The organism is Pseudomonas sp. R2-7-07 (assembly GCF_003852355.1).
GTDB lineage: Bacteria > Pseudomonadota > Gammaproteobacteria > Pseudomonadales > Pseudomonadaceae > Aquipseudomonas.
This window is the reverse complement of record NZ_CP027759.1, coordinates 1,733,008-1,758,949: the sequence shown is the minus strand read 5'-3', so window position 1 is coordinate 1,758,949 and position 25,942 is coordinate 1,733,008. Positions and strand designations below refer to the sequence as shown.

General features: G+C 62.1%; 28 protein-coding genes. 13 read left to right on the top strand and 15 right to left on the bottom strand.

From position 1 onward, the window contains the following. The first annotated feature begins 43 nt into the window (after positions 1–43). Both C4J86_RS08040 and C4J86_RS08035 read left to right on the top strand, forming a co-directional pair. Positions 44–889, top strand: a complete 846-nt coding sequence (locus C4J86_RS08040) for a MoxR family ATPase (protein ID WP_003189627.1) — start codon at positions 44–46, stop codon at positions 887–889. Beyond that, the gene (locus C4J86_RS08035; RefSeq protein WP_032892863.1) at positions 889–2,067 is read left to right on the top strand and encodes a VWA domain-containing protein; all 1,179 of its coding nucleotides are present in this window, start codon (positions 889–891) and stop codon (positions 2,065–2,067) included. Before C4J86_RS08040 ends, C4J86_RS08035 begins: the two co-directional genes overlap by 1 nt. A gap of 126 nt (positions 2,068–2,193) precedes the next feature. On the opposite strand, the gene C4J86_RS08030 is transcribed toward C4J86_RS08035, so the two are convergent. The 3 genes from C4J86_RS08030 to C4J86_RS08020 are packed head-to-tail and all read right to left on the bottom strand — an operon-like array spanning position 2,194 to position 4,540. Then, positions 2,194–3,102: a biotin-dependent carboxyltransferase family protein gene (locus C4J86_RS08030; RefSeq protein ID WP_124370022.1), complete on the bottom strand. Its 909-nt coding sequence runs from the start codon at positions 3,100–3,102 to the stop codon at positions 2,194–2,196. Next, the gene (pxpB, locus tag C4J86_RS08025; RefSeq protein WP_124370021.1) at positions 3,099–3,803 is read right to left on the bottom strand and encodes a 5-oxoprolinase subunit PxpB; all 705 of its coding nucleotides are present in this window, start codon (positions 3,801–3,803) and stop codon (positions 3,099–3,101) included. The genes C4J86_RS08030 and pxpB overlap by 4 nt, the downstream gene beginning before the upstream one ends. Continuing rightward, positions 3,800–4,540 (bottom strand): 5-oxoprolinase subunit PxpA, encoded by a 741-nt coding sequence (locus C4J86_RS08020; protein WP_124370020.1) that lies wholly within the window; start codon positions 4,538–4,540, stop codon positions 3,800–3,802. The genes pxpB and C4J86_RS08020 overlap by 4 nt, the downstream gene beginning before the upstream one ends. 177 nt (positions 4,541–4,717) lie before the next feature. Here C4J86_RS08020 and C4J86_RS08015 point away from each other — a divergent pair, with 177 nt between their 5' ends. Further along, positions 4,718–5,632 carry a LysR family transcriptional regulator gene (locus tag C4J86_RS08015; protein ID WP_124370019.1) on the top strand — a complete coding sequence of 305 codons (915 nt, stop codon included), beginning with the start codon at positions 4,718–4,720 and terminating at the stop codon, positions 5,630–5,632. A gap of 107 nt (positions 5,633–5,739) precedes the next feature. Here the strand turns inward: C4J86_RS08015 and C4J86_RS08010 are convergent, their stop codons facing one another. Genes C4J86_RS08010 through C4J86_RS08000 form a run of 3 tightly spaced genes read right to left on the bottom strand, consistent with a single transcriptional unit; the run spans position 5,740 to position 7,627 of the window. After that, the gene (locus tag C4J86_RS08010; RefSeq protein ID WP_005786113.1) at positions 5,740–6,282 is read right to left on the bottom strand and encodes a DUF2937 family protein; all 543 of its coding nucleotides are present in this window, start codon (positions 6,280–6,282) and stop codon (positions 5,740–5,742) included. A 10-nt stretch (positions 6,283–6,292) separates the two neighbouring features. After that, complete coding sequence (locus tag C4J86_RS08005) at positions 6,293–7,069, bottom strand: class II glutamine amidotransferase (RefSeq protein WP_124361774.1); 777 nt, start codon at positions 7,067–7,069, stop codon at positions 6,293–6,295. A 30-nt stretch (positions 7,070–7,099) separates the two neighbouring features. Beyond that, positions 7,100–7,627: an MFS transporter gene (locus C4J86_RS08000; protein ID WP_124366250.1), complete on the bottom strand. Its 528-nt coding sequence runs from the start codon at positions 7,625–7,627 to the stop codon at positions 7,100–7,102. 24 nt (positions 7,628–7,651) lie between these two features. Here C4J86_RS08000 and C4J86_RS07995 point away from each other — a divergent pair, with 24 nt between their 5' ends. Next, on the top strand, positions 7,652–9,694 hold the full coding sequence (locus tag C4J86_RS07995; RefSeq protein WP_124370018.1) for a S9 family peptidase: 2,043 nt from the start codon (positions 7,652–7,654) through the stop codon (positions 9,692–9,694). A 68-nt stretch (positions 9,695–9,762) separates the two neighbouring features. Beyond that, on the top strand, positions 9,763–10,236 hold the full coding sequence (locus tag C4J86_RS07990; protein ID WP_124361771.1) for a cyclic nucleotide-binding domain-containing protein: 474 nt from the start codon (positions 9,763–9,765) through the stop codon (positions 10,234–10,236). Here C4J86_RS07990 and C4J86_RS07985 read toward each other — a convergent pair. Beyond that, positions 10,233–10,511 (bottom strand): hypothetical protein, encoded by a 279-nt coding sequence (locus C4J86_RS07985; RefSeq protein ID WP_124370017.1) that lies wholly within the window; start codon positions 10,509–10,511, stop codon positions 10,233–10,235. The two genes, C4J86_RS07990 and C4J86_RS07985, sit on opposite strands and share 4 nt — an antisense overlap. 78 nt (positions 10,512–10,589) lie before the next feature. On the opposite strand from C4J86_RS07985, the gene C4J86_RS07980 reads away from it, so the two are divergent. The 4 genes from C4J86_RS07980 to C4J86_RS07965 all read left to right on the top strand — a co-directional run bounded on the left by C4J86_RS07980 (position 10,590) and on the right by C4J86_RS07965 (position 12,763). After that, a complete protein-coding gene (locus tag C4J86_RS07980) occupies positions 10,590–11,276 on the top strand; it encodes a spermidine synthase (RefSeq protein WP_124370016.1) in 687 nt (228 codons plus the stop codon). A 59-nt stretch (positions 11,277–11,335) separates the two neighbouring features. Continuing rightward, on the top strand, positions 11,336–11,710 hold the full coding sequence (locus tag C4J86_RS07975; protein WP_003210675.1) for a YajD family HNH nuclease: 375 nt from the start codon (positions 11,336–11,338) through the stop codon (positions 11,708–11,710). A 167-nt stretch (positions 11,711–11,877) separates the two neighbouring features. Further along, on the top strand, positions 11,878–12,345 hold the full coding sequence (locus C4J86_RS07970; protein WP_053136646.1) for an RNA methyltransferase: 468 nt from the start codon (positions 11,878–11,880) through the stop codon (positions 12,343–12,345). A gap of 67 nt (positions 12,346–12,412) precedes the next feature. Beyond that, positions 12,413–12,763, top strand: a complete 351-nt coding sequence (locus tag C4J86_RS07965; RefSeq protein ID WP_124366245.1) for a DUF2892 domain-containing protein — start codon at positions 12,413–12,415, stop codon at positions 12,761–12,763. A gap of 144 nt (positions 12,764–12,907) precedes the next feature. Here C4J86_RS07965 and C4J86_RS07960 read toward each other — a convergent pair whose 3' ends face one another. Together C4J86_RS07960 and C4J86_RS07955 are read right to left on the bottom strand one after the other, a co-directional pair. Next, positions 12,908–14,128 (bottom strand): hypothetical protein, encoded by a 1,221-nt coding sequence (locus tag C4J86_RS07960; protein ID WP_124370015.1) that lies wholly within the window; start codon positions 14,126–14,128, stop codon positions 12,908–12,910. 13 nt (positions 14,129–14,141) lie between these two features. Further along, positions 14,142–14,591, bottom strand: a complete 450-nt coding sequence (locus C4J86_RS07955) for a YcgN family cysteine cluster protein (RefSeq protein ID WP_003172524.1) — start codon at positions 14,589–14,591, stop codon at positions 14,142–14,144. A gap of 153 nt (positions 14,592–14,744) precedes the next feature. Between C4J86_RS07955 and C4J86_RS07950 the strand changes: the two genes are divergently transcribed. After that, on the top strand, positions 14,745–15,329 hold the full coding sequence (locus tag C4J86_RS07950; RefSeq protein ID WP_124370014.1) for a nitroreductase family protein: 585 nt from the start codon (positions 14,745–14,747) through the stop codon (positions 15,327–15,329). 108 nt (positions 15,330–15,437) lie between these two features. Here C4J86_RS07950 and C4J86_RS07945 read toward each other — a convergent pair whose 3' ends face one another. The 4 genes from C4J86_RS07945 to C4J86_RS07930 form a co-directional block, all read right to left on the bottom strand. Further along, positions 15,438–16,370, bottom strand: coding sequence for a D-2-hydroxyacid dehydrogenase (locus C4J86_RS07945; protein ID WP_124370013.1), 933 nt, complete (start codon positions 16,368–16,370; stop codon positions 15,438–15,440). Between the two features lie 108 nt (positions 16,371–16,478). Further along, positions 16,479–16,772, bottom strand: a complete 294-nt coding sequence (locus C4J86_RS07940) for a YcgL domain-containing protein (protein ID WP_124361763.1) — start codon at positions 16,770–16,772, stop codon at positions 16,479–16,481. Further along, entirely contained in the window at positions 16,769–17,902 is a 1,134-nt protein-coding gene (rnd, locus tag C4J86_RS07935) for a ribonuclease D (RefSeq protein WP_124370012.1), read from the bottom strand. The genes C4J86_RS07940 and rnd overlap by 4 nt, the downstream gene beginning before the upstream one ends. Positions 17,903–18,024: 122 nt before the next feature. Continuing rightward, a complete protein-coding gene (locus tag C4J86_RS07930) occupies positions 18,025–18,624 on the bottom strand; it encodes a class I SAM-dependent methyltransferase (protein WP_124370011.1) in 600 nt (199 codons plus the stop codon). A gap of 207 nt (positions 18,625–18,831) precedes the next feature. On the opposite strand from C4J86_RS07930, the gene C4J86_RS07925 reads away from it, so the two are divergent. The 3 genes from C4J86_RS07925 (at position 18,832) to ltrA (ending at position 22,344) form a co-directional block, all read left to right on the top strand. Then, positions 18,832–19,605 (top strand): transporter substrate-binding domain-containing protein, encoded by a 774-nt coding sequence (locus C4J86_RS07925; RefSeq protein ID WP_124370010.1) that lies wholly within the window; start codon positions 18,832–18,834, stop codon positions 19,603–19,605. A gap of 72 nt (positions 19,606–19,677) precedes the next feature. Continuing rightward, positions 19,678–20,517 carry a cache domain-containing protein gene (locus C4J86_RS07920; protein WP_124370009.1) on the top strand — a complete coding sequence of 280 codons (840 nt, stop codon included), beginning with the start codon at positions 19,678–19,680 and terminating at the stop codon, positions 20,515–20,517. A 459-nt stretch (positions 20,518–20,976) separates the two neighbouring features. After that, on the top strand, positions 20,977–22,344 hold the full coding sequence (ltrA, locus tag C4J86_RS07910) for a group II intron reverse transcriptase/maturase (protein ID WP_124370008.1): 1,368 nt from the start codon (positions 20,977–20,979) through the stop codon (positions 22,342–22,344). Positions 22,345–23,108: 764 nt separating this feature from the next. On the opposite strand, the gene C4J86_RS07895 is transcribed toward ltrA, so the two are convergent. Together C4J86_RS07895 and pobA are read right to left on the bottom strand one after the other, a co-directional pair. Further along, a complete protein-coding gene (locus tag C4J86_RS07895) occupies positions 23,109–24,623 on the bottom strand; it encodes an MDR family MFS transporter (RefSeq protein WP_124370007.1) in 1,515 nt (504 codons plus the stop codon). Positions 24,624–24,689: 66 nt separating this feature from the next. Further along, positions 24,690–25,874: a 4-hydroxybenzoate 3-monooxygenase gene (gene pobA, locus C4J86_RS07890; protein ID WP_177412774.1), complete on the bottom strand. Its 1,185-nt coding sequence runs from the start codon at positions 25,872–25,874 to the stop codon at positions 24,690–24,692. Positions 25,875–25,942: the final 68 nt, after the last annotated feature.

Genomic DNA, 25,942 nt, shown 5'->3' with positions numbered 1-25,942 from the left:
CTGCGCGGTATAGTCGGGCATTGATGAATTCGAGGAATGACCGATGAAGTTCGAAGGCACCCAGGCCTATGTGGCTACCGATGACCTGAAACTGGCCGTCAACGCCGCCATCACCCTGGAGCGTCCGCTGCTGGTCAAGGGCGAACCGGGCACCGGCAAGACCATGCTTGCCGAGCAACTGGCCGAGTCCTTCGGCGCCAGATTGATCACCTGGCACATCAAGTCCACCACCAAGGCCCACCAGGGCCTCTACGAGTACGACGCGGTCAGCCGCCTGCGCGACTCGCAACTGGGTGTGGACAAGGTGCACGACGTGCGCAACTACCTGAAAAAGGGCAAGCTCTGGGAAGCCTTCGAATCCGAGGAGCGGGTGATCCTGCTGATCGACGAAATCGACAAGGCCGACATCGAGTTCCCCAACGACCTGTTGCAAGAGCTCGACAAGATGGAGTTCTACGTCTACGAAATCGACGAGACCATCAAGGCCAAGAAACGCCCGATCATCATCATTACCTCCAACAACGAAAAAGAGCTGCCGGACGCGTTCCTGCGCCGCTGCTTCTTCCATTACATCGCCTTCCCCGACCGCACTACCCTGCAAAAAATCGTCGACGTGCACTACCCGGACATCAAGAAAGACCTGGTCAGCGAAGCGCTGGACGTGTTCTTCGACGTGCGCAAGGTGCCCGGTTTGAAGAAAAAACCTTCCACCTCCGAGCTGGTGGACTGGCTCAAGCTGCTGATGGCCGACAATATCGGCGAAGCCGTGCTGCGCGAGCGCGACCCGACCAAGGCCATCCCGCCGCTGGCAGGCGCCTTGGTGAAGAACGAGCAGGACGTACAATTGCTGGAGCGTCTGGCGTTCATGAGCCGTCGCGGTAATCGCTGATGCTGCTCAACCTGTTCAATGAAATGCGGGCCGCCAAGGTGCCGGTGTCGGTGCGTGAGCTGCTCGACCTGATCAACGCGCTGAAACAACGCGTGACCTTCGCCGACATGGACGAGTTCTACTACCTGGCGCGGGCGATCCTGGTCAAGGATGAACGGCATTTCGACAAGTTCGACCGGGCTTTCGGCGCCTACTTCAATGGCCTGGAAAAGCTCGACGATCACTTGCAGGCGCTGATCCCCGAAGAATGGCTGCGCAAGGAGTTCGAGCGCTCGCTGAGCGATGAAGAGCGCGCGCAGATCCAGTCCCTCGGCGGCCTGGACAAGCTGATCGAAGAATTCAAGAAACGCCTGGAAGAACAGAAAGAACGCCACGCCGGCGGCAACAAGTGGATCGGCACCGGCGGCACCAGCCCCTTTGGTTCCGGCGGCTACAACCCGGAAGGCATTCGCGTCGGCGATGCGGGCAAGCGCCAGGGCAAGGCGGTGAAGGTGTGGGACCAGCGCGAGTACAAAAACCTCGACGATCAGGTGGAACTCGGCACGCGCAACATCAAGATCGCCCTGCGCCGCCTGCGCAAGTTTGCCCGCCAGGGCGCGGCGGAGGAGCTGGACATCGACGGCACCATCGACCACACCGCACGCGACGCCGGGCTGTTGAATATCCAGATGCGCCCCGAACGGCGCAACACCATCAAGCTGTTGCTGCTGTTCGATATCGGCGGCTCGATGGACGCCCATGTGAAGATCTGCGAAGAGCTGTTCTCTGCCTGCAAGACCGAGTTCAAGCACCTGGAGTACTTCTACTTTCATAACTTCGTGTACGAGTCGGTCTGGAAGAATAACCAGCGCCGCACCTCGGAGCGCACCTCCACCCAGGACCTGCTGCACAAGTACGGCGCGGACTACAAAGTGATCTTTATCGGCGATGCGTCCATGGCGCCCTATGAAATCACCCAGGCCGGCGGCAGCGTCGAACACTGGAACGAGGAGCCTGGGTATGTATGGATGCAGCGCTTTATGGCCAAGTACAAGAAGCTGATCTGGATAAACCCGTATCCCAAGGATACCTGGGGCTATACGGCGTCGACGGGGATCGTGCGCGAGTTGGTGGAGGACCAGATGTACCCGCTGACGTTGCGCGGGTTGGAAGAAGGTATGCGTTTTTTGTCCAAATAACCCACATTCAACACACATCCAATGTGGGAGGGGGCTTGCCCCCGATTGCAGTGTGTCAGTCTATACATCTGTGACTGAGCCACCGCTATCGGGAGCAAGCCCCCTCCCACATTTTGGACTGCAGTGTTACTGAAATCGGCGCAAGTATTCGAGGTGCTGGCGATGCGCCACTTCCTGCACCACCGGTGCCAAGCGCACCTTCTCCCCCGGCAGGCACTGCGCCAGCCTTGCCAGCGCCAATGGCGTGAGCGCCCCCAATCTTGGGTATCCACCAATGGTCTGCCGATCATTGAGCAACACAATCGGCTGCCCATCCGGCGGCACCTGGATCGCGCCCAAGGGAATGCCTTCAGAAATCAACGACGGCCCCTGATAGTGCAGCGGCGTGCCGAGCAAGCGCATGCCCATGCGGTCCGCGCGGCTGTCCAGCGCCCATTCGGTGTTGAACGCGTCGAATAAACTCTGCCCGCTGAACCGGCCTATTTGGGCGCCGACGATTACGTCCAGTGAGGCACCGGATTGCAAATCCGGGTTGGCCAGCACCTTCATCGCCCCGCCCGTGCCGGAATAAGCCAAGCGCCCGCCTTCGACCAATGCCTTGCCCAAACCGTCGACGCCGCCCAGTTCCTCACGCACCACCGTTGCACAGCTGCCCAGCACCTGCGGCGCATCGAACCCGCACGGCGCCGCCAGGTAAGCCCGCGCGCCCTTGAACGGCTGGGTAAAGCGCAAGCGCTGGCCTTTTTGCAGGATAAAACTGCGCCCCGGGCTGATGGCGCGCTCGTCGATAAAAGCGCCAAGGTCTGCACCGGCCAAGGCCAGCAGGCAGTAGTCCTCGGCCTGCACGGTAAAGCCGCCCAGGGTGATTTCCACCACGGGCGCATCCAGCGCGTTGCCCAGCAGCCAATTGGCCCACGACATCGACACCCAATCCAGCGCGCCGCCCTGGGTCACGCCCAGGTGGCGCACGCCGAAACGTCCGGCATCCTGCAACAGGCACAGCGGCGTGCTGGCTTCGATCAACAAGCGGCTCATGCCTGTGCCTCCAAGGGCGTGTCATCGCCGCCCAGGTTGACGAACTCCGCGTGGCTGACCGCCTCGAAGCGCACCGTGTCGCCCGGCTGCATCAGGCTGTAGCCGTCGCGCTCGCGGTCAAACAGCTTGGCCGGGGTGCGCCCGATCAGGTTCCAGCCACCGGGGGACACCACCGGATAGGCGGCGGTTTGCCGCTCGGCGATACCCACGCTGCCGGCCGTCACGCGTTTGCGCGGGGTGCTGAGGCGCGGTGTGGCGAGGACTTCATCCACCAGCCCCATAAAGGCAAAACCGGGGGCGAAACCGAGGGCGAACACTTGATAAAGGTGAGTGCTGTGGCGACGAATCACTTCAGCCACCGCAAGCCCGCTGCGCTGGGCTATCAGCGTCAGTTCCGGGCCGACGCTCAGGTCGTACCACACCGGCAGCACATGGCAGCGGCCGCCGCCCTGGGCTTGAGGCTGCAGGTCGGTCAGCGCCTGGTCGATCAACGCCCGCGCCTCGGCCGGGGCCAGCGTGGCGAGGTCGTAATGCACCATCAAGGTGGTGTAGGACGGCACCAGGTCGACCAAGGCACCGCCGAACCCGCTGCGCAACCGCTGGGTGGCGGCGAGCATCCACGGCATGTTGGCTTCGGCAATCACATCGAACAGCCGCACCATCAGGCAGTCAATGGCCACCACTTCAATCCGTGGCTTCATGCTGGTTTCAACGCCTCGCGGATACGCTGCACCGCGGCCACCGAGCTGGCGTTATCACCGTGGACGCACAACGTGTGGGCCTGCAAGACCAAGGCGCTGCCATCGCTGGCGCTCAGGGCCTCACCTCGGGAAATAGTCACCGCCTGATTGACGATGGTCTCGGTGTCGTGGTGCACCGCGCCCGGCAACTGGCGGGAAACCAAGTGGCCCCTGCTGTCATAGGCGCGGTCGGCGAAGGCTTCGAACCACAGGGTCACGCCGTATTCATCGCCCACGGCCTGGGCGGCGCTGTTGTCACGCGTGGCCAGCAACATCAGCGGCAGGTCGCCGTAAGCGGCCACGGCCTGGATTACCGCGCGCAACTGTGCGGGGTTGGCCATCATGTCGTTGTACATCGCGCCATGGGGTTTCACGTAACTGACGCGCCCCCCTTGCGCCCGGCAGATCCCATCCAGCGCACCGATCTGGTAGTGCAGCAGGTCCTGGATTTCCTGGGGCGTGTAGTTCATGGAGCGCCGGCCGAAGCCTTGCAGGTCCTGATAGGCCGGGTGTGCGCCCACTTGCACGGCGTGCTTGAGCGCCAGGCTGACGGTCTTGCGCATGATGCTCGGGTCGCCGGCATGGAAGCCGCAGGCCACGTTGGCGCAGTCGATGAACGGCATGACTTCAGCGTCCAGACCCATCGTCCAGTTGCCAAAGCTTTCGCCGATGTCGCAATTCAATAGCAGGCGGCTCACGGGGTCGCTCCTGTAGGCTTTGTTTTTTTGTAGTGTGGGATCTTTTACCAACATCTCGCAACGATGTTGTCCTGAACCCCAACGACGCTTATCGTGGAACGACTCGATTTTTGGCGCTGGCCCGGTGCGGCGTCCAACTAATAAAAACCGATCCAAGCATAAGAAAAAGTTGATCCCATGAATTTGAAGTTCCTCGAAACCTTCGTCTGGGTGGCCAAGCTCAAGAGTTTCCGCCTGACCGCCGAAAAGCTGTTCACCACCCAGGCGTCGATTTCCAGCCGCATTGCCGTGCTCGAAAGCGAGTTGGGGGTGAAGCTGTTCCTGCGCGATTCGCGTGGCGTGAGCCTGACCCCGGAAGGTTTGAAGGTGCTCGATTATGCCGAGCAGATGATGGTGACCATGCAGGGCTTGAAGCAGTCCCTGGAAACCACCAGCAGCAAGGTCGGACGGATTCGGATCGGCGCGATGGACACCGTCATCCACACCTGGCTCAGCCCGTTGGTCGCTGAGTTGATGAGCCTGTTCCCGCGGGTAGAAATCGAATTGGTCGCCGATACCGCATTGAACTTAAGCGATCAGCTGCAAAAAGGCTTCCTGGACCTGATCCTGCAAACTGACCTGCTGCGCCTGGAAAGCGTGCGCAGCCTGGAACTGGGCAGCCACCCCATGGCGTGGATCGTCGCCAGCCAGTCGATCTATAACCGCGACTACGCTTCCCTCGCCGAATTGGCCCAGGAACGTATCATCACCTACTCGAAAAACTCCTGCCCCCATCAGGATGTGTTGAGCTTGATGCAGGCCAACGGCGTGGCCGCGCCACGGATGAATTGCGTCAACTCGGTATCGGCCATCACCCGTTTACTGCGCGATGGCTTTGGCATTGGCGCACTGCCGCCGGTGCTGGTCAGCGAAGAGCTGGCACGGGGGGAATTGGTGATGCTGCCGATGGCGCAGAAGTTGCCAAACCTGCAGGTGGTGGTGTCGTGGCGGGTCGGGGTGGAATTGGTGGAGGAGATTGTGGGGTTGTGCCAGAAGGTCGTCGCCCGCTATGCCGAGGAAGTCGGCGAAGAGCGGATGGTGCTTAGCCCCTGAATGAACCGGATCAAAATGTGGGAGGGGGCTTGCTCCCGATAGCGATGTGTCAGTCAGCATATGTTTGGCTGACCCACCGCTATCGGGAGCAAGCCCCCTCCCACATTTCAGAGGCCCTTCAGGTCCCGCTCTTCAATCGGCCGGCTCTGGCGCAGGCGTCGGCCGCCCAGCACCACCCAATCGATCAGTCGATACAGGCATTCGATACCGAACGACAACAGCATCGCCCCGCCCAGGCCCCAGCCCATGGCTTCGGGCGTGAGCAATATCTGGTAGCTGTAGCCATTCCAGGTTTCCAGGCGAATATCCGGATCGGCGGCCACCGCCACTTGCAGGGCGCGGATGTACCAGGGGCCTTGCATGGCCTGGAATTGCTTGTCCAACTCGAGCTGCCGGTCGAGCATCGCGCCCAGGCTGCTCGCGTCGCTCTGGAACACCGGATCGTCACTGGCACGGTAATGCGCCACCAAAGCTTGCATGTCACCGTTGAAGAACTGCTGCGCAGTGGACTCGAACCCGCGCAGGCCTGTCTGGGCCTCGATCAGGTGGGCTTCGACGCGCTTGGCGTAATCGTTGATGAAGCCCGGCACTTGCACACCGACCAACAAGCCAATGGCAAACAGCACCAACCGCAGATAACTGAGCAACATGGTCGATTCCTTATTCGGTAACGCCCTGGCTGACGCATTCACCGCGTCGCCATAGGCTCCATTGGCCCGGTTCGTAGCGGGTCCAGTTTTCGTTGTCGGTCAGAGGTTCGGTGGCGATCACCGTTACCACGTCATTGGGGGTGGTTTCGGCCTGAAAATCGACAATCACGTCGACATCTTTCAAGCGGGCCGGGCCAAACGGGGCGCGCCGGGTGATCTGCGCCAGCTTGGTCGAACAGTAGCAAAACAGCCAGTCGCCATCGCTGAGCAGGCAGTTGAACACGCCCTTGCTGCGGTATTCGGCACAGGCGGCGATCAGGTCCGGCAGCATGTGCTCGATGTCCACCGGCTCCGGGAAGGCTTCGCGCACGCGGTTGAGCAGGTCGCAGAACGCCGCTTCGCTGTCGGTGTCGCCGACCGGTCGGTAAAAGGTGGCGCGGGGGGTGAAGTCGGCCAGTTGGCCATTGTGCGCAAAACACCAGTTGCGGCCCCACAGTTCGCGCACGAACGGGTGGGTATTGGCCAGGCTCACCTTGCCCACATTGGCCTGGCGGATATGGCCGATCACCACTTCGCTCTTGATCGGATAACGCTGCACCAGCAACGCGACTTCCGACTCGCTGCTCGCGGCCGGGTCCTGGAACAGGCGCAGGCCACGGCCTTCGTAGAAGGCGATGCCCCAACCGTCGCGGTGCGGGCCGGTACGCCCGCCCCGCTGCATCAACCCGGTGAAACTGAACACGATATCGGTGGGGACGTTGGCACTCATGCCCAATAATTCACACATGCCAGGGCTCTCGCTGCAGGGCGGACAACGTTAAAGGCGCGGTTCGACCCGCATGCCACCGACGGGCGCCGGGCGATGGAACGGTTCGTCTTCTTCCGGCTCGGCGGCCAACGCGGCATCCGTGGCGGCCTTGCGCTCGCGGCGGGCGTTGGCGGCGCGCTCGAGGGGCCAGCGGATCAGCACGAACACGATGTACAGCCCGAACACGATCATGGTGTACATGAACAGGTCGGAGATGGCGCGCCAGGCGTTATTGCCGACCTTGAGCACCAGGTCCAGGGCGGTGATCGCCACGGCCGGCGCGAACTGGGTCTTGATCGGGTCGACGATGGTGGGGCTGAGCAACAGCACCGCCATCAGTAACTGCAACGGCTCACGCAGCCAGCGCCACATCCAGCGGGTCATGCGCCACCACACTAACAGGCAGCCCAAAGCGGCGAAGGCGTAAAGGCCCCAAGCGGTCAGATAGTCGTTCTCGGTCATGGTGTCCATGGCAAGGCTGGCAAAGAGGCGGCTATGATAACGGCTTTTGCGTGTCGCGGCTGCAATGCCGGCCACCGTCCGCCCGATAGAGAATTATCCATGCCTATTTCGACCGCACCGATTGCCCGCAAGGCCCCAGGCCCAGACCCGTACGCCTGGCTGCAGGAGCGTGACAGCCGCGACGTCCTCGATTACCTCAAGGCCGAAAACGCCTGGCAAGAGGCGCAGCTCGCCGACCAGCAGGCGTTGCGCGTGAGCCTGTTCGAAGAGATCAAGGGCCGTATCCTGGAAACCGACTTGTCCCTGCCCTCCCCCTGGGGCCCGTATCTGTACTACACCCGCACCACCGCCGGTGACGAATACGCGCGCCACTACCGCTGCCGCCGCCCGGCCGCTGACAGCAACCAGGTGGATGAGCGCAGCGAAGAGCTGCTGCTGGACCCGAACGTGCTGGCCAATGGCGGGTTTTTCTCCCTCGGCGCGTTCAGCATCAGCCCAGACCATCAGCGCCTGGCCTACAGCCTCGACACCAGCGGTGAAGAGATCTACACCCTGTTCGTGAAGGAATTGGCCACCGACAAGGTCAGCGAACTGGCGTTCGACAACTGCGACGGCAGCATGACCTGGGCCAACGACAGCCTCACGCTGTTCTTTGGCGAACTGGACGACACCCATCGCCCGCACAAACTCTACCGCTACCGCCTGGACGGCACGGCAGCGCAGGAAGTGTTCCACGAACCCGACGGACGTTTCTTCCTGCATTGCTACCGCTCCAGCTCCGAGCGCCAGTTGCTGCTGGCCCTGGGCAGCAAGACCACCAGCGAAATCTGGGCACTGGACGCAGACCAGCCGCACCTGGGTTTCACCTGCCTGGCGCCACGGGTGGAAGACCATGAATACGATGTCGACCACGGCCAGCTGAACGGCCAGTGGACCTGGTTTATCCGCAGCAACCGCGACGGCATCAATTACGCGCTGTTCGTCGCCGCCGACACCGGCACGGTGCCCACCGAAGCCGACTGGCAGAACCTGATCCCCCACAGCGACGAGGTGATGCTGGACGGCATCAGCCTGAATGCCAGCGCCATGACCTTGAGCCTGCGCATCGGTGGCCTGCCGGTGATCGAAGTGCACCCCGAGGGCGTGCCGGCCTATCGCGTGGAACTGCCTGACGCGGCTTACAGCCTCTACGTACAGGACAGCCTGGAATTTATCAGCGACAAGGTCCGCCTGCGCTATGAAGCCCTGAACCGCCCGGCCCAGGTGCGCCAGTTGGAACTGGCCAGCGGCGCTCAACAGGTGCTCAAGCAAACCCCGGTACTCGGCGTATTCAATGCCGACGACTACGTCAGCCAGCGCCTGTGGGCCACGTCCGCCGACGGCACCCAGGTGCCGATCAGCCTGGTGGTCAAGCGTGACCAGCTCGGCAAGCCGACGCCGTTGTACCTGTATGGCTACGGCGCGTACGGCCAAAGCCTCGACCCGTGGTTCTCCCATGCACGCCTGAGCCTGCTCGACCGTGGCGTGGCGTTTGCCATCGCGCATGTGCGCGGCGGCGGCGAACTGGGTGAAGCCTGGTATCGCAACGGCAAGCAGGAACACAAGCAGAACACGTTCAGCGATTTCATCGCCTGCGCCGAACACCTCATCGCCCAGGGCCTGACTACCGCCAGGCAACTGGCGATCAGCGGCGGCAGCGCCGGCGGCCTGTTGATCGGTGCCGTGCTCAACCAGCGCCCGGAACTGTTCCAGGCGGCGATCGCCGAAGTGCCGTTTGTCGATGTGCTCAACACCATGCTCGACCCGGACCTGCCGCTGACCGTCACCGAATACGACGAATGGGGCAACCCGCAGGAGCCCGAGGTGTATGCGCGCATCAAGGCGTATGCGCCTTACGAAAACGTGCGGGCCCAGGCCTACCCGCACCTGCTGGTGATCGCCGGTTACAACGACAGCCGCGTGCAGTACTGGGAAGCGGCCAAGTGGGTGGCCAAATTGCGCGACACCAAGACCGACGACAACCTGCTGCTGCTCAAGACCGAGCTGGGTGCCGGTCACGGTGGCATGAGCGGCCGTTACCAGGGATTACGTGACGTAGCGCTCGAATACGCGTTTGTCTTCAAGGCGCTGGAACTGATTTAGGAACTTAGCCAGGCGGTCCTGTCTGAACACAGGACCGCCTACCGAATTGATGGACCAAGATCGCAGTTATGTCAGAACCCACCCTGCTCAACCAAGAAATCCGCGACATGTTGATGGACTGCGGCCTGTTCGACCCGCTGCTACCGGAAGATTTTCATATCGCCGCGGGCTACTTCAATATCAGCAGCATTGCCCAGGATGAGGTGATTTTCCTCGAGGGCGATGCCGGCACCTTCATGTGCATCCTCCACAGCGGCCAGGTGGCGGTGCAGAAAACCAACCACGCGGGCCAACGCCTGACCATCGCCACCCTGCGCAGCGGCCGGGCCTTTGGCGAAATGGCGGTGCTCGACGGCGAACGGCGCTCGGCCAGCTGCATGGCGGCCACCGACTGTGTGCTGCTGAACCTGGGCAAGGACGCCCTGGAGAAAATGCTCAACGAAGCGCCCAGGGTGGCGGCCAAGATCATCCGCGCGATTGCCATCGCCCTGTCCAAGCGTTTGCGCATGGCTGACGGGCAATTACTGGCGCAACAGTTTTAACCGCCAGGCGTCTTCGGCTTGCTGTCGTTCTGCTGCAGGCCCGGCACGGTCTGGTCCTTGGGCGGCGCCGGCAGCACGATGGGTGCCAGGGGCGGCGAGCCGTTGGTCTTGGGCGCGACGGGCGGCGTGACCTGCGGGTACAACGTGGGCGTTGGCGTGCCCGGCGCGCCGGGGGTGGGTGCGGGGGCGACCGGTACGGTTTGCGACTCCTGCGCCTGCACCGCACCCAATGTGAGCGCGCCAAGCACAATGACCGTTAGAATGCTGCACTTCATCGATGGCTCCATGGCCTGACCGGAATGTCGTAAGGCTACTCCCAACCGCGCAAGAATGCCCTTCCCAATGAGATTTCCATGAAACGTTTCGTTCTGCTGGACACCACTCCGATCCCCGACAACGGCGGTGCCTTGTGCCTGTTCGAATACGGCGAGGATTTTGTCATCAAGATTCAGGGCGGTGACGGTGGCCAGTTGATGAACACGCGCATGCACGGTTCCGAAGACGCCCTGGCGGAAATTCCCTGCCGCAAGGTCGCGGGGCGCCCAGGCTCTCGGGTGCTGATCGGCGGCCTGGGCATGGGGTTCACCCTCGCCTCGGCGCTCAAGCACTTGGGCAAGAGCGCCGAAGTGGTGGTGGCGGAATTGGTCCCGGGGGTGATGGAGTGGAACCGTGGGCCGCTGGGCGAAAAGTCCGGCCGCCCCTTGCTTGACCCGCGCACGGTAATCCGCCTGGAAGACGTGGCCAAGGTGTTGCAGGCCGAGCCCCAGGGCTTTGATGCGATCATGCTCGACGTCGATAATGGCCCTGAAGGCCTCACGCAGAAGGCCAACAGTTGGCTGTATTCCGCCGGCGGCCTGGCCGCCTGCGCCAAAGCGCTGCGCCCCAAGGGCGTGCTGGCGGTGTGGTCGGCCAGCGCCGACAAACTGTTCAGCGACAAACTGCGCAAGGCCGGTTTCAAGGCCGAGGAAGTGCAGGTGTTTGCCCACGGCAACAAGGGCACGCGGCATACCATCTGGATTGCGGAAAAGCTCAAGGGCTAATTGCGCTGTGATTAGCTAGAATCAACCTGTCCGTGACCACCCAATAGCCAGGAGCCATGATGAGCTCGACCAATCCGCCCTCCCACACCGCCAAGCTGGACCGCATCCTCGCCGACGCCCAGCGCGACCGGGAAATGGGCTACCGCGACAAAGCCCTGAAAATGTACCCCCACGTGTGCGGCCGCTGCGCTCGTGAGTTCGCCGGCAAGCGCCTGAGCGAACTGACCGTGCACCACCGCAACCACAACCATGACGACAACCCCCAGGACGGCTCCAACTGGGAACTGCTCTGCCTGTACTGCCACGACAACGAGCATTCGCGCTATACCGACCAGCAGTATTTCGGCGAAGGCTCCACCAGCAGCCCGACGATTGCCAAGGCCACGCACAACCCGTTTGCGGCGTTGGCGGGGTTGATGAAGAAGGACGACTGAGGATTTTGTTGGTTGTTCCGGCCTCATCGGGAGCAAGCCCCCTCCCACATTATGATTTGTGAATACAGTCAAATGTGGGAGGGGGCTTGCTCCCGATAGCGATCGCCCCAGCACCACGATGCCCCAAAGCCGTATAATCGCGGTTTTTCTCCAAGGCACCCTTCCCCGTGGGCAATAAACGCTACAGCTGCATCGGTCTGTACAACCCCAAATCCCCTGAAAACGTCGGTTCGGTGATGCGCGCCGCCGGCTGCTACGGCGTGGCTTCGGTGTTCTATACCGGCGTGCGTTACGAGCGCGCGCGGGACTTCATCACCGACACCAAGAAGGTTCACCACGACATTCCGCTGATCGGCATCGATGACCTGAAGAAGATCCTGCCCCTGGGCTGCATCCCCGTCGCCGTGGAACTGGTGGAAGGCGCCCGCCCGCTGCCCGAATACACCCACCCCGACCGCGCGCTGTATATCTTCGGCCCGGAAGACGGCTCGCTGGATAAAGACATTCGCGACTGGTGCGAGGACGTCGTCTACATTCCGACCACCGGCTGCATGAACCTTGCCGCCACCGTCAACGTGGTGCTCTACGACCGCCTGGCCAAGGGCAACAACACCCGCTCGGGCCCCAAGTACTGAAATATCGGGAACATCCGGCCCTCGAGAACAGTCAGCTACTTACACTTGCCTTTGTAGGAGACAGACCATGAGCGACAGCAAAACCCTGCGACCTTTCATCGAACACCAGCAACCTGAAGCCCCGCGTACACAGAACGTGCACGGCTGGGAGCGCATCGGCTCGGTGGCCGGTGGCGTGATGATGGTAGGCAAAGGCCTGCGCCGTGGCGGGCTCTTCGGGCTGATCCAGGTGGCGATTGGTGGCGTGGCGCTGGCTCGGGGTTTCACCGGGCACAGTTCGCTCAAGGACAAGCTGGAGCAAGGCCGCCAGGAAATGAACAGCGTACGCACGAAGATCGAGCGCGCTGGCGCGGAGCTGCAGAACTTGAAGACCAAGGCTGAAGTGGCAGCTGAGAAAGCCACGAAAACCGTGGGGTGACCCAGGTCTTCGGCCTATAGAGATTCAAATGTGGGAGGGGGCTTGCTCCCGATAGCAGGGTGTCAGTCACCGCATACAGTGACTGAACCACAGCAATCGGGAGCAAGCCCCCTCCCACATTTTGCTTTGTGCATGGCTTGAAGATCAGCGCAGCAGCTTGCTGTCGAGCACGGCGGATGAACCATCGATGATGCGCTCAGCCAGTTGCACAAACTCTTTTGTGGTAACGCTACCGGCCCGCATTACCGCCTGCGCCAGGTCATCGAGCGACCGTTTGTTATGGGTTTTCACGCGGATCTCTCGGTCCAGCTCCTGCAACACCACCACGGCCCGTGACACCGTCGCGCCGCTGACGTGCTCGCCACGCAGGCGCGCCACGTCCTTGCCCTCGTTCGCCAGGCGCACCTGTATCGCCTGATACCGTTCATCGGTGATGCCCCCGGCGCGGCGCACCAGCTCAATGGCGTAATAGCCGGCCAGGCCTTCGCTGATCCAGTCACTGCTGTCGTGGTCATTGAAGCGGGCGATGGCCTGCACCACTTCGCGGATCAACGGGCTGCTGCCGTCTTCGCTGACCAGCGGCGTGCGGCTGTTGAGGTAGATCGAGTCACGCGCCGAAACTGCGCCACGGCGCATCGGATCGCTGGCGCCCACCACCAGCAATTTGGCCGGGTGGCGCGGGAACGCGGCTTCCACCTGCGGCCACACGAAGGTCAGCAGCGTCAGCACATCCATACGCCGCATGCCCTGGCCCTTGGGCGAGGTCACGGTGACCTCGGTTTCCCCCAGGCGCATGCGGCGGCTGCCCAGGTTACCGGCGAGCATCCAGCCGGTGGGGCGGTCGAACAGGCGGGATACGTTGTCGATGCGAAACCGGTTCTTGCCGATACGCGGCCAGGCGGTCTCGACGCTTTTCCAACCCGCCGGCAGTTCGAACATCAGCCGCGCGACCAGCTCCACCCCGTCCTGCTGGTCCAGCCGTGCGGCGGGCACCAGGTCATCGCCACGAAACAGCGCCCAGCCTGGCGTCATCCGCGTTTCATAGCTGCCCGGCTTGCGCGCGTGGGTGAGGCGTACGCGGTAGGTCAGGCTGGCCTTGTCGGCGCCGGGTTGCCAATGACCGCGATGACCAGTGACTTTCCATTGCCCATCGGCCTTGAAGTCGCTGTAGTCACCGTCCTGGCCCAGGTCAAAATCCAGGCTGCGCACGGCGGAACCCTGGGACAGGCTCACGCGCACCTCGGCCTGATCGCTCTGGGGCAGGAGTTTGACGTGGTAATCCAGGTCGACTTTCTTCGCGCACCACGCCGGCATGCTCAGTGCCAGCAACAGCGCAGAGGTCGCCAGCTTGAATCCCACCCTCATACACATTCCTCGTTCAACCTGCGCGGAAGATCAGGTAATCCTCCCAGTCGTCCTCTGGCACGCTGCCTTCGCTGAGCATGCGCCCGGACTGGGAAATGCGTTCGTGGTGCACGGCGTCGCGGTCGCCACAGACCAGGTGGTGCCACAGTGGCAAATCCTTGCGCTCGCTGACCAGGCGGTAGCCGCAGGTGGGCGGCAGCCATTTGAACTGGTCGGCCTGGCCGGGTGTGAGCTGGATGCAGTCGGGCACCGACGCGCGACGGTTGGGATAGTCGGTGCACTGGCAGGTTTTCAGGTCGAGCAGTTTGCAGGCGATGCGCGTGTAATAGACGCTGTTGTCGTCTTCATCCTCAAGCTTTTGCAGGCAGCACAGGCCACAGCCGTCGCACAACGACTCCCATTCCTCCTGGTCGAGGTGTTCGAGGGTTTTGCGTATCCAGAAAGGTTCGACTTTGGCGGCCATGGCTCTGCGTCAGTATCGGTAGGTGAAAAGGCCGCCAGTCTAGTGCCCAAGCCCCCTGGGGCCAAGCGCTGTCGACTGGCGGTGTAACAACACTTGTCAGTCTAGTAGCGGCGCAGTAGTTTTGAGCGCCGAATTGACGATCAGGAACTGCTCATGACCCGTGTCGCCGACTACCCGATCCATCCCCAATTCATCGACCGCTGGTCGCCGCGCGCCTTTACCGCCGAAAGCATTCCCCAGGAAACCCTGCTTAGCTTCTTCGAAGCGGCGCGCTGGGCCCCTTCGGCGTACAACTCGCAGCCATGGCGTTTTCTTTATGCCCGTCGTGACACGCCGGATTGGCCGCGTTTCCTGGGCCTGCTGAATGAATTCAACCAGGGCTGGGCGCAGCATGCGTCGGCGCTGGTGATCATCGCCTCGAAAACCGACTTCATCGCCCCCGGTGCCAAGGAAGAAACCCCGGCCTTGTGGCACACCTTCGACACGGGCGCCGCCTGGGGTCACCTGGCCCTGCAAGCCAGCCTGAGCGGCTGGCACACCCACGGCATGGCGGGCTTCGATCAGGAGCTGACCCGCAAAGAGCTGAAGATTCCAGAAGGGTATGCACTGCATGCCGCCGTGGCCATCGGCAAGCTGGGGGATAAGTCGACCCTGCCGGAGTACCTGCAAGGGCGTGAGGCGCCGAGCCCGCGCAAGCCGCTGAGCGAGCTGGTCTCGGAAGGCGACTTCAGTCTCTGAAATGTGGGAGGGGACTTGCCCTCGATGGCGGAGTGTCAGCCGGCTAATGTACTGACTGGCCCACCGCTATCGGGGGCAAGCCCCCTCCCACATTTGTACTGCTGTGGTTCAGTAACCGCGCTCGAAACTCACCTCGCCGCGCAGCTCTTGCTTGGCTTGATAGGCACGCACGTTCTGCACGAACAGCTCCACCATCATCGACGGCGAAGTCGGCGCCGAGCTGTGCCCGGTCAACAATAAGCCCCACGCCGTCCAGAACGGGTGGCGCTGCGGCAGCGGTTCCTGGCGGCACACGTCGATCACGGCACCGGCCAGGTGCCCTTCTTTCAGGGCTTCGACCAGATCGGCATCGACCACCGCCACGCCGCGCCCGACGTTGATAAACAGCCCGGTCGGCTTGAATTGCTTGAACAGGGCCGCGTCGTACAGGTCATGGGTTTCGGGGGTGTTGGGCAGCAGGTTGATCACATAATCCACCTCGCCCACCAGCCGGCCCAATTGTTCGAGCCCGGCGACTTCAATAAATGGCGCCTGCTCGCGGGCCTGGCTGGCGATGCCATACAGCTTGACGCCGAACGGCAGCAGGAACTGCGCCACGCTCTGGCCAATATCGCCGGTTCCGACGACCAGCACCTTGCGCCCCGCCAGGCTCTGGCCCAAGCGGTTGTCCCACTTGCGCTCGACCTGGCTGACCAGCCGCGCCAGCACTTCACGTTCGTGACCGAGCATATAGGTCAGGACGAATTCGGCCATGACCTGGCCAAAGATACCGACCGCACGGGTCAGGCGATAATCACGCGGCAGGCCTTCAGCCAGCAGCGGCGTGATGCCGGCCCAGGTCGATTGCAGCCATTGCGGGTGATGCCCCTGGCGCAACAGCGTTGCCAGCAGGTCCGGCTGGCCCAGCCACACCGGGCAATCGGCAGCCAGGCGCGAGAGTTCGGCCGAGTCGCCGCTGGTCAGCACCTCGAGGTCGGGCGCGGCTTCGCGAAGCAATTGGGCGTAGAGCGGGTGATCCTGTTCAGCAATCAGAACACGCATTGTTCAAACCTTTCAAAAACAGTACAGACGGCCGCCCGCATCCTTACGGCCAGCGCCAACTCAATACGATTGCGTTGAAGAATGTGCCCGGCACCGGGCACCCACCGATCACATCGGGTCGTTGCGTCGCAGCAACTCTTCGGGCAAGTGTTCGATGTACTCGTCCTCGGCCGGCGGCATTTGCAGGTGGTAGCCCTGCTTGTCGAGGTTCTCCAGGACCACGACGATGTCTTCGCGCGACAGCTTGCGCTGCGGTGTCAACACCATGTCGAACGCGTGATGCGGCTTGCCGAAGGCCACCATCAACGGCTCCGGCACCCGCTCCAGGGCGTCACTTTTGAGGACGTAAAGGTACATGCCGTCTTTTTTCAAGCTGCGATAAATGGAGCAGATACGTTTCAAGGCTGTTCTCCGGCAGTGGCCAGGCTGTCGAGCAGCGCCTGGCCCATCAACTCGCGGCGCCAGCCACGCAGCGAGTCTGGCAATTGGTAAGGCCCATCGGGGTAGCCACTTTTAACCAGGGCTTCGAGGGTTTTCTTGCGCAGCATCAGCTCCGGGGCCATGTCCAGGCGTTCAGCTTCAGCCTGGCCCAGGGCGCGCAGTTGCTTGATCAGCGCAGCGGCGTCGACCGGCAGCGGTTCAGGCACGGCAGGCGGCCATTGGTCCATGGGCACGCTGCCCGCACGCTTGATCAGGTCGAGCAGGAACTGGCCGTCCTGACGCACGGTGCGCGGGTGCATGTCTTCGATCTTGCCCAGGGCGGCGAGGTTATCCGGCTGGGATTTGGCCAGGGGCCATAACGAGTGTTCACGGATGATGCGGTTGCGCGGCAGGTCACGGGCACGGGCCTGCTGTTCGCGCCAGGCGCACAGTTCACGCAGTACGGCGAGTTGGGCGCGCGACAGCTTCCACGCCAGCTTGGCGTCGCGGTACACCTCGTACGGGTCGACTTCGCGACGCAGGTTGGCCACCAGTTCGGCACCGTCTTCCAGCACCCAGGCGTACTTGTCATCCGACAGACGCGGGCGCAGGCGGATATACACCTCGGCCAGGTGCACGGCGTCTTCGGCGGCGTAGCTCACCTGGGTGTCGGACAATGGCCGCTGCAGCCAGTCCGAGCGCGTCTCGCCCTTGGGCAGGTCGATATCGAGCACCGCTTGCACCAGGCGCGAGTAACCCATGGAGAAACCCAGGTTCAGGTAAGCCGCAGCCAATTGGGTGTCGAACAACGGCGCCGGCAGGCTGCCGGTCAGGCGCAACAGCACTTCCAGGTCTTCGCTGCAGGCGTGTACCACCTTGATCACGCCTGGGTTTTCCAGCAAGGCGGCCAAGGGTTGCCAGTTGTCGATGGTCAGCGGATCGATCAGGTAAGCGCGCACGCCATCGCCGATCTGGATCAGCCCGGCAATGGGATAGAAGGTGTCGACCCGCATGAATTCGGTGTCGAGGGCGACGAATGGCAACTGCTGCCATTCGGCGCAATGCTGGCCGAGGCTATCGTTGTCGCAGATCCAGTGAATATCGATGGCCACACGGCTCTCCCTTGAAGAATGGCGCGCAGTATATATCGCGAAAGGGGCTTGCGAGCATCCGCAGTGCACAGGCAACCATGAAAACTCAGACAGGAGATGACGAATAATCCGACAGGCGGGAGTTATCCCCTCTTACGCAGGACGTAGACACACCAGAGCTTGGAGCCCGGCAGGAACTCCCGGTGATTCAAAACCTTGAAGCCCGCCTGGCGGAACTCCTCCTCAACCGGCGTACGCGCGTCCACGGACACAATCACGGTATCGCGACTGACCCGGTGAAATTCGCGCAGCAACACCAGGCGCACCTCGGTGCTGGGCACATGGCGAAACAACTCCAGGCAGAAGATGCAATCCACCGCATTCGCTGAGAGGCCGATGGAAAACGCCGAGCCGGGGAATGTCTTGACGCGTTTGAGCAGCGCCGCCGGATGGTGGGTGCGGGCATGGTCGAGCATTTGCTCGGAATTGTCCGACGCCAGGATCACCCGATTGACGTGCTCGCCCAGCACCGGCCAGAACCGCCCGGAGCCGCAGGCCAGGTCCAGGATCAACCCCGGCTCCCCGGCGACCTTCAACGCATGGCGCACCAACCGCGCATCGCGCCATGCGGCCAGGCGCTGCAACAGCCCAGGCGGACGAGTATCACCGCAGACCCTGGCATGCTCACGGTCATGGCGCTCGGTGAATTCGGTCTCGATGGAGGATGGAGGCTGTGACGACATCGCGGGCTCATGTGGCTATAACGGAAGTAGAACGACCTTGGTCCGCAGCTTAACCACTGCAACGTGAAAAAAAGGTCGAAAGCCCTCCGGGTCTTCCGTTGATGATTCGGGACGCCATTGCCATTGGGCTAAACCGCCGACACACCTTGTCCCCCTGCCCCGCGCTGTCAATAATGACCACCCGACCTGCCCCAAGGATTCGACCGCATGAAAGCACCTCTAGCCCTGTGTGTACTGGCGAGCATGGCAACCACCGCCCTGGCCGATGCCAGCCCGTCGCGCCTGGACGAGGTCATCGAGCGTGGCACGCTGACGGTGTGCACCACCGGCGACTACATGCCCTACACCTCGCTGCGTGCCGATGGCCGCTACCAAGGCATTGATATCGCCATGGCTGAATCCCTGGCCAAGAGCCTCAACGCGACGATCACCTGGGTGCCCACCACCTGGAAAACCCTGATGCCGGATTTTCTGGCGCAACGCTGCGACATTGCCGTGGGCGGTATTTCGGTGTCGTTGGAGCGCCAGAAAAAAGCCTTCTTCAGCCAGCCGCTGGGCGTCGACGGCAAGATCCCGCTGGTGCGCTGCGCCGACGTACAGCGTTACCAAAGCGTCGAACAGATCAACCAGCCCCAAGTGCGGGTGATCGAGCCGGCGGGCGGCACCAACGAAGTGTTTGCCCGCACCCACCTGGCCCAGGCGCAGATACGCCTGCACGACAACGTGACGATTTTTGACGAACTGCTGGCGGGCAAGGCCGACGTGATGATCACCGACGCCAGCGAAGCGCGATACCAGCAGAAACAAAAACCGGGGCTGTGCGCGGTCAACCCCGAGCGGCAGATGCAGTACAGCCAGAAAGCCTTCCTGCTGCCGCGCGATGATGTGGCCTGGAAAAGCTACGTCGACCAATGGTTGCACCTGAGCGTGGCGACCGGGGTGTATGACGGCATTGTCAGTCAGTGGCTGGCGGCGCCTTGATCAGCTTGCGCCACGATTCCCTCGCCGACCGTCTACGCTCTTGTCATTCCAACAAAATCGAGGGATGGATAAATGAACACACTGTTGCGATTCACCTGGCTGTTGCTGTTGTGCTGTAGCCAGGTGCACGCCGCCACGGCCCAGGATGCGGAGGCCCAGGCGGCCAAGGCGCTGCTGGAAAAAGCCCTGGCGTACTACCAGAGCAACGGTGACCAGGCATTGGCCGCTTTCAGCCGCCAAGGTGAGTTCATCGACCAGGACCGCTACGTATTCGTGGTCGATACCAAAGGCGTGCTGCTGGCTAGTGGCGGCCCCTCTTCGGCCCTGATCGGTCGAGACGTGTCCGAGGTACTTGGGCCTGATCTGCAGGCTTCGTTCAAGCAAGCTATCAGCGCACCCGAAGGCCAGGGTATCCAGCAGGCCGATTACCGCTGGCAGAACTGGAATGACGGCAAGGTCGAGCACAAGCATGTGTTTTACCAGCGCGTGGGCGAGCGCATCCTGGCGGTCGGCTATTACCTGCCACGGGCTACGCCGGAACAGGCACGGGCGCTGCGCAACAAGGCGGTGAACGCGCTGGTGAAGGATGAAGCGGGGACGCTCAAGGCGATCAACTCATTGCAGGGTGGTTTTCTGCAGGACGATCTCTACGTGTTCGTGGTGGACCTGGATACGCGGCGCTATGTGGCGCATGGCACCAACCTGCGCTTGATCAATACGGATTTTGCCAAGGTCAAGGACCCGGATGGGAAGCCTGTGGGTGAGCCGATTCTTCAACTTATGACTGAGCAGGATCAGGGGGAGTACAAATATCGGTGGAAGAATCCGGTGACGGGGAAGGTTGAGAATAAGCATGCTTATTTGCGTAAGGCGGGGCGGTTTATGGTGGCGGTGGGGTATTACAGTCCCTGATCGGGAGGGTGGGGTTGACTGAGTACATATCCGTTATTTAGGTAACGGCGGCTTAGGGTTCCGCCCTTACGGCGGGTCACTTGTGCGCCCGGCATGGGCGCCATCTTGGAGGTGAAAGTCCTCTCGTAAGCTGGCCACAGCGAACGAAGCGAAGCGCAACTGCAGAAGGGTGACCGACTGTGGGGAGGAAGCGTGGAGCATAAACCTCGAGCCGAGGTACACGAATCGCATCTGAGGCGGATTCGGTCAGGGCGAGCAGCCAAGTGCCTGCGAAGCTCTTGTGGCCTAAAGGCCGGATACGTAAATGCGGCGGTTGTGAGGTGAAGGATGGCGTTCTTACCCGGGGAGATCTCGCCTCATGCCTGAAAGGGCGACGGTGTGAGCCGGAGCGAGAAGTCAGCAGAGGTCGTAGTAGCTGCTTGGCAGTGAAGGACCAAACGAGAAGAAAAGCGGTTTGACATGACGATACAGCAGGCCATGCAACAGATGCCCGGGCAACCGGGGCGGGAAGCGACGGCGAAGGGTGAATCTCCAAGCTGCGCGTCCAGCGTTGAAGCTGGCTGTCCGCGACATGATCCAAACCCCACAGGAGAGGGGCTGCTACAAGCAGCCCTTAGCAAAGAAAACTTACTGCTTGCCCTCAAACGGGTGCGTTCTAACAAAGGTGTTGCGGGTGTGGACGGTCTGACGATCGACGAAACCGTGCAACACCTGAAAACGGCATGGCCGGGAATACGCAGCCAGTTACTGGCAGGTGAATACCGGCCTGCTCCCGTGCGCAGGGTCCTGATCCCGAAACCGGATGGTGGCGAGCGCAAGCTTGGCATCCCGACGGTCACGGACAGACTCATTCAGCAGGCACTATTGCAGGTTCTCCAGCCGTTGCTGGATCCTGGTTTCAGTGAACACAGCTACGGCTTTCGTCCGGGGCGCAGCGCTCACCAGGCCGTTCTGGCGGCGCAGCAATATATCCATTCGGGGCGTCAGGTTGTGGTGGATGTCGATATCGAGCAGTTTTTCGATTGCGTCAACCATGACCTGCTGATCGCCCGACTGAGCAGGAGGGTGACTGATCGGGGCGTACTGTGCCTGATCCGGGCCTACCTGAACTGCGGGACGTTGATCGGAAAAGACGTAGTGATCAACAGGCAGGGGACGCCGCAAGGCGGCCCGCTTTCACCGCTGTTGGCGAATGTGGTGCTGGATGAAGTGGACAAGGAACTGGAACGAAGAGGTCATTGCTTCGTCAGGTATGCGGACGATGCCAATGTTTATGTACGCAGCCCCAAAGCCGGCCTGCGGGTGATGGCAGTGCTCCAACGCCTCTACGGTCGCCTTGGGTTGCGCATGAACGAAGGCAAGAGCGCAGTTGCCAGTGTGTTCGGTCGAAAATTCCTTGGGTACGGCTTCTGGCTGACACCCGACGGAAAGATCAGGCGCTGGGCAACAAACAAGGCACTCCAGGCTTTCAAACAACGCATCCGGGAATTGACTTCGCGTAACGGCGGTCGAAGCCTGGAGCAGGTCATTGGAAGATTGAGGCCGTACCTACTGGGCTGGAAGGCGTATTTCTGCCTGTCGCAAACCATAGCGATGTGGAAACGGCTGGATGGATGGATACGTCGAAGACTCAGGGCAATCCAGCTCAAGCAGTGGAAGACCGGCAGGACGACCTATCGTGAGCTGTGCAGGATGGGGGCGACCCCGGATCTAGCTGCGCAAATAGCGGTGGATAGCCACAGGATCTGGCACAACAGCGCCGGGCTGATTCATAGCGTTCTGACGGTCGCGTGGTTTGATCGGCTGGGGCTTCCCCGCCTCAGTTAACCTGAACTTCTCGAACCGCCCGGTGCGGACCCGCATGCCGGGTGGTGTGGCAGGGGAGCGGCCAGATGGCCGCCCCCTATGCCGATTGGAAAAGCCCCAAAGTAACCAAAGGGCTCTTGCCCCACCACTCGGCACCTCGCTCACGCTCGGTGTGCCCGTAATCCGACAGGGATTTGGGGGGCCGCCGCCACGCGCCATCCATGGCGCGGGGCGGCTAAACCGGCGTCCTGCCGGTTTACCCCCCAAATCCCTATCGAATTCCGGCCAGCGTGGTTTAACGGGGCGCTTAGATCAAAAGCAAAAGCAAAAGCAAAGCGAGGCGGCCTTCGAGCCGACCTAATCATTGAAGCGTGCGCGGTGTGGCTTCTACTTCCTCAGACGCTGACGAAGTCAGCAATCTTTTGATCTTGCTCTTGCTCTTGCTCTTGCTCTTGCTTTGGATCTTGATCTCAGTCGCCCCGTTAAACCACGCTGGCCGAACGCAGGCTTGAATCCGTGGGTAACCCGGCAGGACGCCGGGTTAGCCGCCCTGCGCCATGGATGGCGCATGGCGGCGGCCCACGGATTCAAGCCGGAGTGAGGGCACACCGAGCCTAAGCGAGGTGCCGAGTGGTGGGGCGAGGACCTTTTGGTTACTTTTGGGTCCTTCCAAAAGTGACCCGCTGTAAGAGCGGAACCATAAGCCGCCGTTACCTAAATAACGGATATGTACTCAGTCACCCCCAACGACCTGGTCGGCCCAGAGGCCGCCACGCCCCAAGCCCTCAGCGCTTATCCCCAAGCCCCCGCAACACCCGATCCGGCATCACCACCGCCGCCGCCAACCCCAACAACGACACCCCCGCACTCACCATCAACAAACGCCGAAACGTCACCGCCAACTCCCCCCGCAACGCATCCCGCGCCGCCCCAGGCGCAGCGTTAAGCCCATCAAGCAGCACATTCCCAGAGCCCCCCTCGCCCACCAACGCACCACTGGCCAAATGAACAAAACTCCCATCCTGCAACAACGCCAGCAGCAACGCCGACATACACGCCACCCCCACCGCCCCACCCAGGGAGCGGAACAGGTTGGTCGTACTGGTCGCCACGCCAATATCACGCTGCTCCACCGAATTCTGCGTCCCCACCAACGAAGTCGGAAACTGCATCCCCGCAGCAATCCCGCACAACAGCATGAACAATGACGTCAGCCCGACTGCCTCAGGCGCACTGTAGGCCATGCCGAAAATCGCCAGGGGACTTAACACCGCGCCACTGAGGATCATCGGTTTATAGCGGCCCGTCACCGACGTCATGCGCCCGGCGAAATAGGCGCCCATCGGCAACCCCATCGCCAGGGGCAGCAGGTGCAGGGCCGCGCTGTCGGCACCGGCGCCGGTCACGGTCTGGTAACGCAGCGGCATCAGCACCGTCAGGGAAATCGCCTGGAAGCTGGTGATGAAAATCGTGCACCAGCACAACACCGCGCTGCGGTTGACGAACAGGTGCATGGGCAACAACGGCTCCGGCGCGCGGCGTTCATGCCATACGAACACGCTCAACGCCAACAGCGCACAGGCCAGCAGCCCGAGCACTTGATCGTCACGCCAGGCATGGCCCTGGCCGATTTGCGTGATACCAAGCAACAAAGCGGTCAAACCGATGATCATCAGCACGGTGCCGAGGTAATCGATGATCGGTTTGCGTTGTGGCACCGGCAACCCCACGAGGGTGCGATGGGCCACGTACCAGGCGACTGCGCCCAACGGCAGGTTGATCAGGAACACCCAGCGCCAGGACAGGTATTGGGTCATATAACCGCCCAACACCGGCCCGGCGACGCTGGCCACTGCATACATGCTGCTGAAGTAGCCCTGGTAACGCCCGCGCTCGCGGGGTGGGATGATGTCGCCGATGATCGCCTGGCTTACCGAGACCATCCCGCCGGCACCGATGCCCTGGAGAACCCGCGCCAGCACCAGTTGCTCCATGCTTTGCGCCAAGCCACAGAACAGCGAGGCGACGGTGAACAGCCCCATGCCGATCAACATCATCGGCCGCCGCCCATACAGGTCGCCGAGTTTGCCGTAGATCGGCACCGCCACCGTCATCGCCACCATGTAGCCGGAGATCACCCAGGCCAGCAGGTTGACGTCATGAAATTGCGCGGAAATGGCCGGCATCGACACGGCGACGATGGTCTGGTCCAGCGCACCGAGAAAGATCGCCAGCATCAGCGCGGCGAGGATGCTACGCACGGCGGGAACGGTTGGAGCGGGCTGATTGAGAGGGGTCACGGCAGAACCTTCGAGCAGGGCCCGCAGGCAACGGCAGCCAGCGGGAATGCCGAATACGATAGCAGGCTATTCGATAGCTTCGTAAGGAAGCCCGACGTAATTTTCCGCGATGGTCTTGCGCCCCGCCTCGGAGTTAATGAAGTAATCCAGCTCGCTCTCGGCAATGCGCTGGCTGAAGCCGTCCGCCTCGGGAAATTGATGCAGCATCGAGGTCATCCACCAGGAAAACCGTTCGGCCTTCCACACCCGCCGCAGGCAGATGGCGGAGTACCGCTCGAGCAACTCCACGCGCCCTTCGCGATAGACCTTGAGCAAGATCCGAAACAAGGTGTTCACATCACTGGCCGCCAGGTTCAAGCCCTTGGCGCCGGTGGGCGGCACGATGTGCGCGGCGTCGCCGAGCAGGAACAGGCGCCCGTACTGCATCGGCTCCACCACGAAGCTGCGCAGCGGCGCGATGCTTTTTTCAAGTGACGGCCCGGTGACCAGCCGTTCAGCCAGGTCGGCGGGCAGGCGGGTTTTCAGCTCATCCCAGAAGCGCTGGTCCGACCAGTCGGCCAAGGGCTCCTGCGCGGGCACTTGCAAGTAGTAACGGCTGCGGGTCGGCGAACGCATGCTGCACAGCGCAAAGCCACGGGAATGCTTGGCGTACACCAGCTCCGGGTGCACCGGCGGCGTATCGGCAAGCATGCCCAGCCAGCCGAACGGATAGACGCGCTCGAACACCTGCAGCGCCTCGGGCGGAATCGACTGACGGGCCACGCCGTGAAAGCCATCACAACCGGCGATGTAATCGCACTCCAGGCGAAAGGCCTGGCCCTGATGCTCGAAGGTCAGCCAGGGACGTTCAGTTTTCAGGTCATGGGGTTGTACGTTCGAGGCTTCATACAATGTCGTGGCGCCGGCTGCTGCACGGGCGGCCATGAGGTCACGGGTGACTTCGGTCTGGCCGTAGATCATCACCGACTGGCCGCCGGTCAGGGTCTTGAGGTCGATGTGGGTGAGTCGGCCATCGCGCGCCACGGCGAAACCGTCATGCACCAGGCCCTCGGCGTCCATACGTCGGCTGACACCGGCCTCGCGCAGCAGGTCGACCATGCCTTGCTCCAGCACCCCGGCGCGGATGCGGCCTTGCACGTAATCGGCGGTTTGGCGCTCTAGGATCAGGGTCTGGATGCCAGCATTGTGCAGCAACTGGCCGAGCAGCAGTCCGGACGGACCGGCGCCAATAATGGCGACTTGGGTTTTCAGCGTTTTCATTATTCTTATGGCCTGCAGGCTTCACTCGAACCGAACGAGTGAAAGAGTTGTCAGTGGAC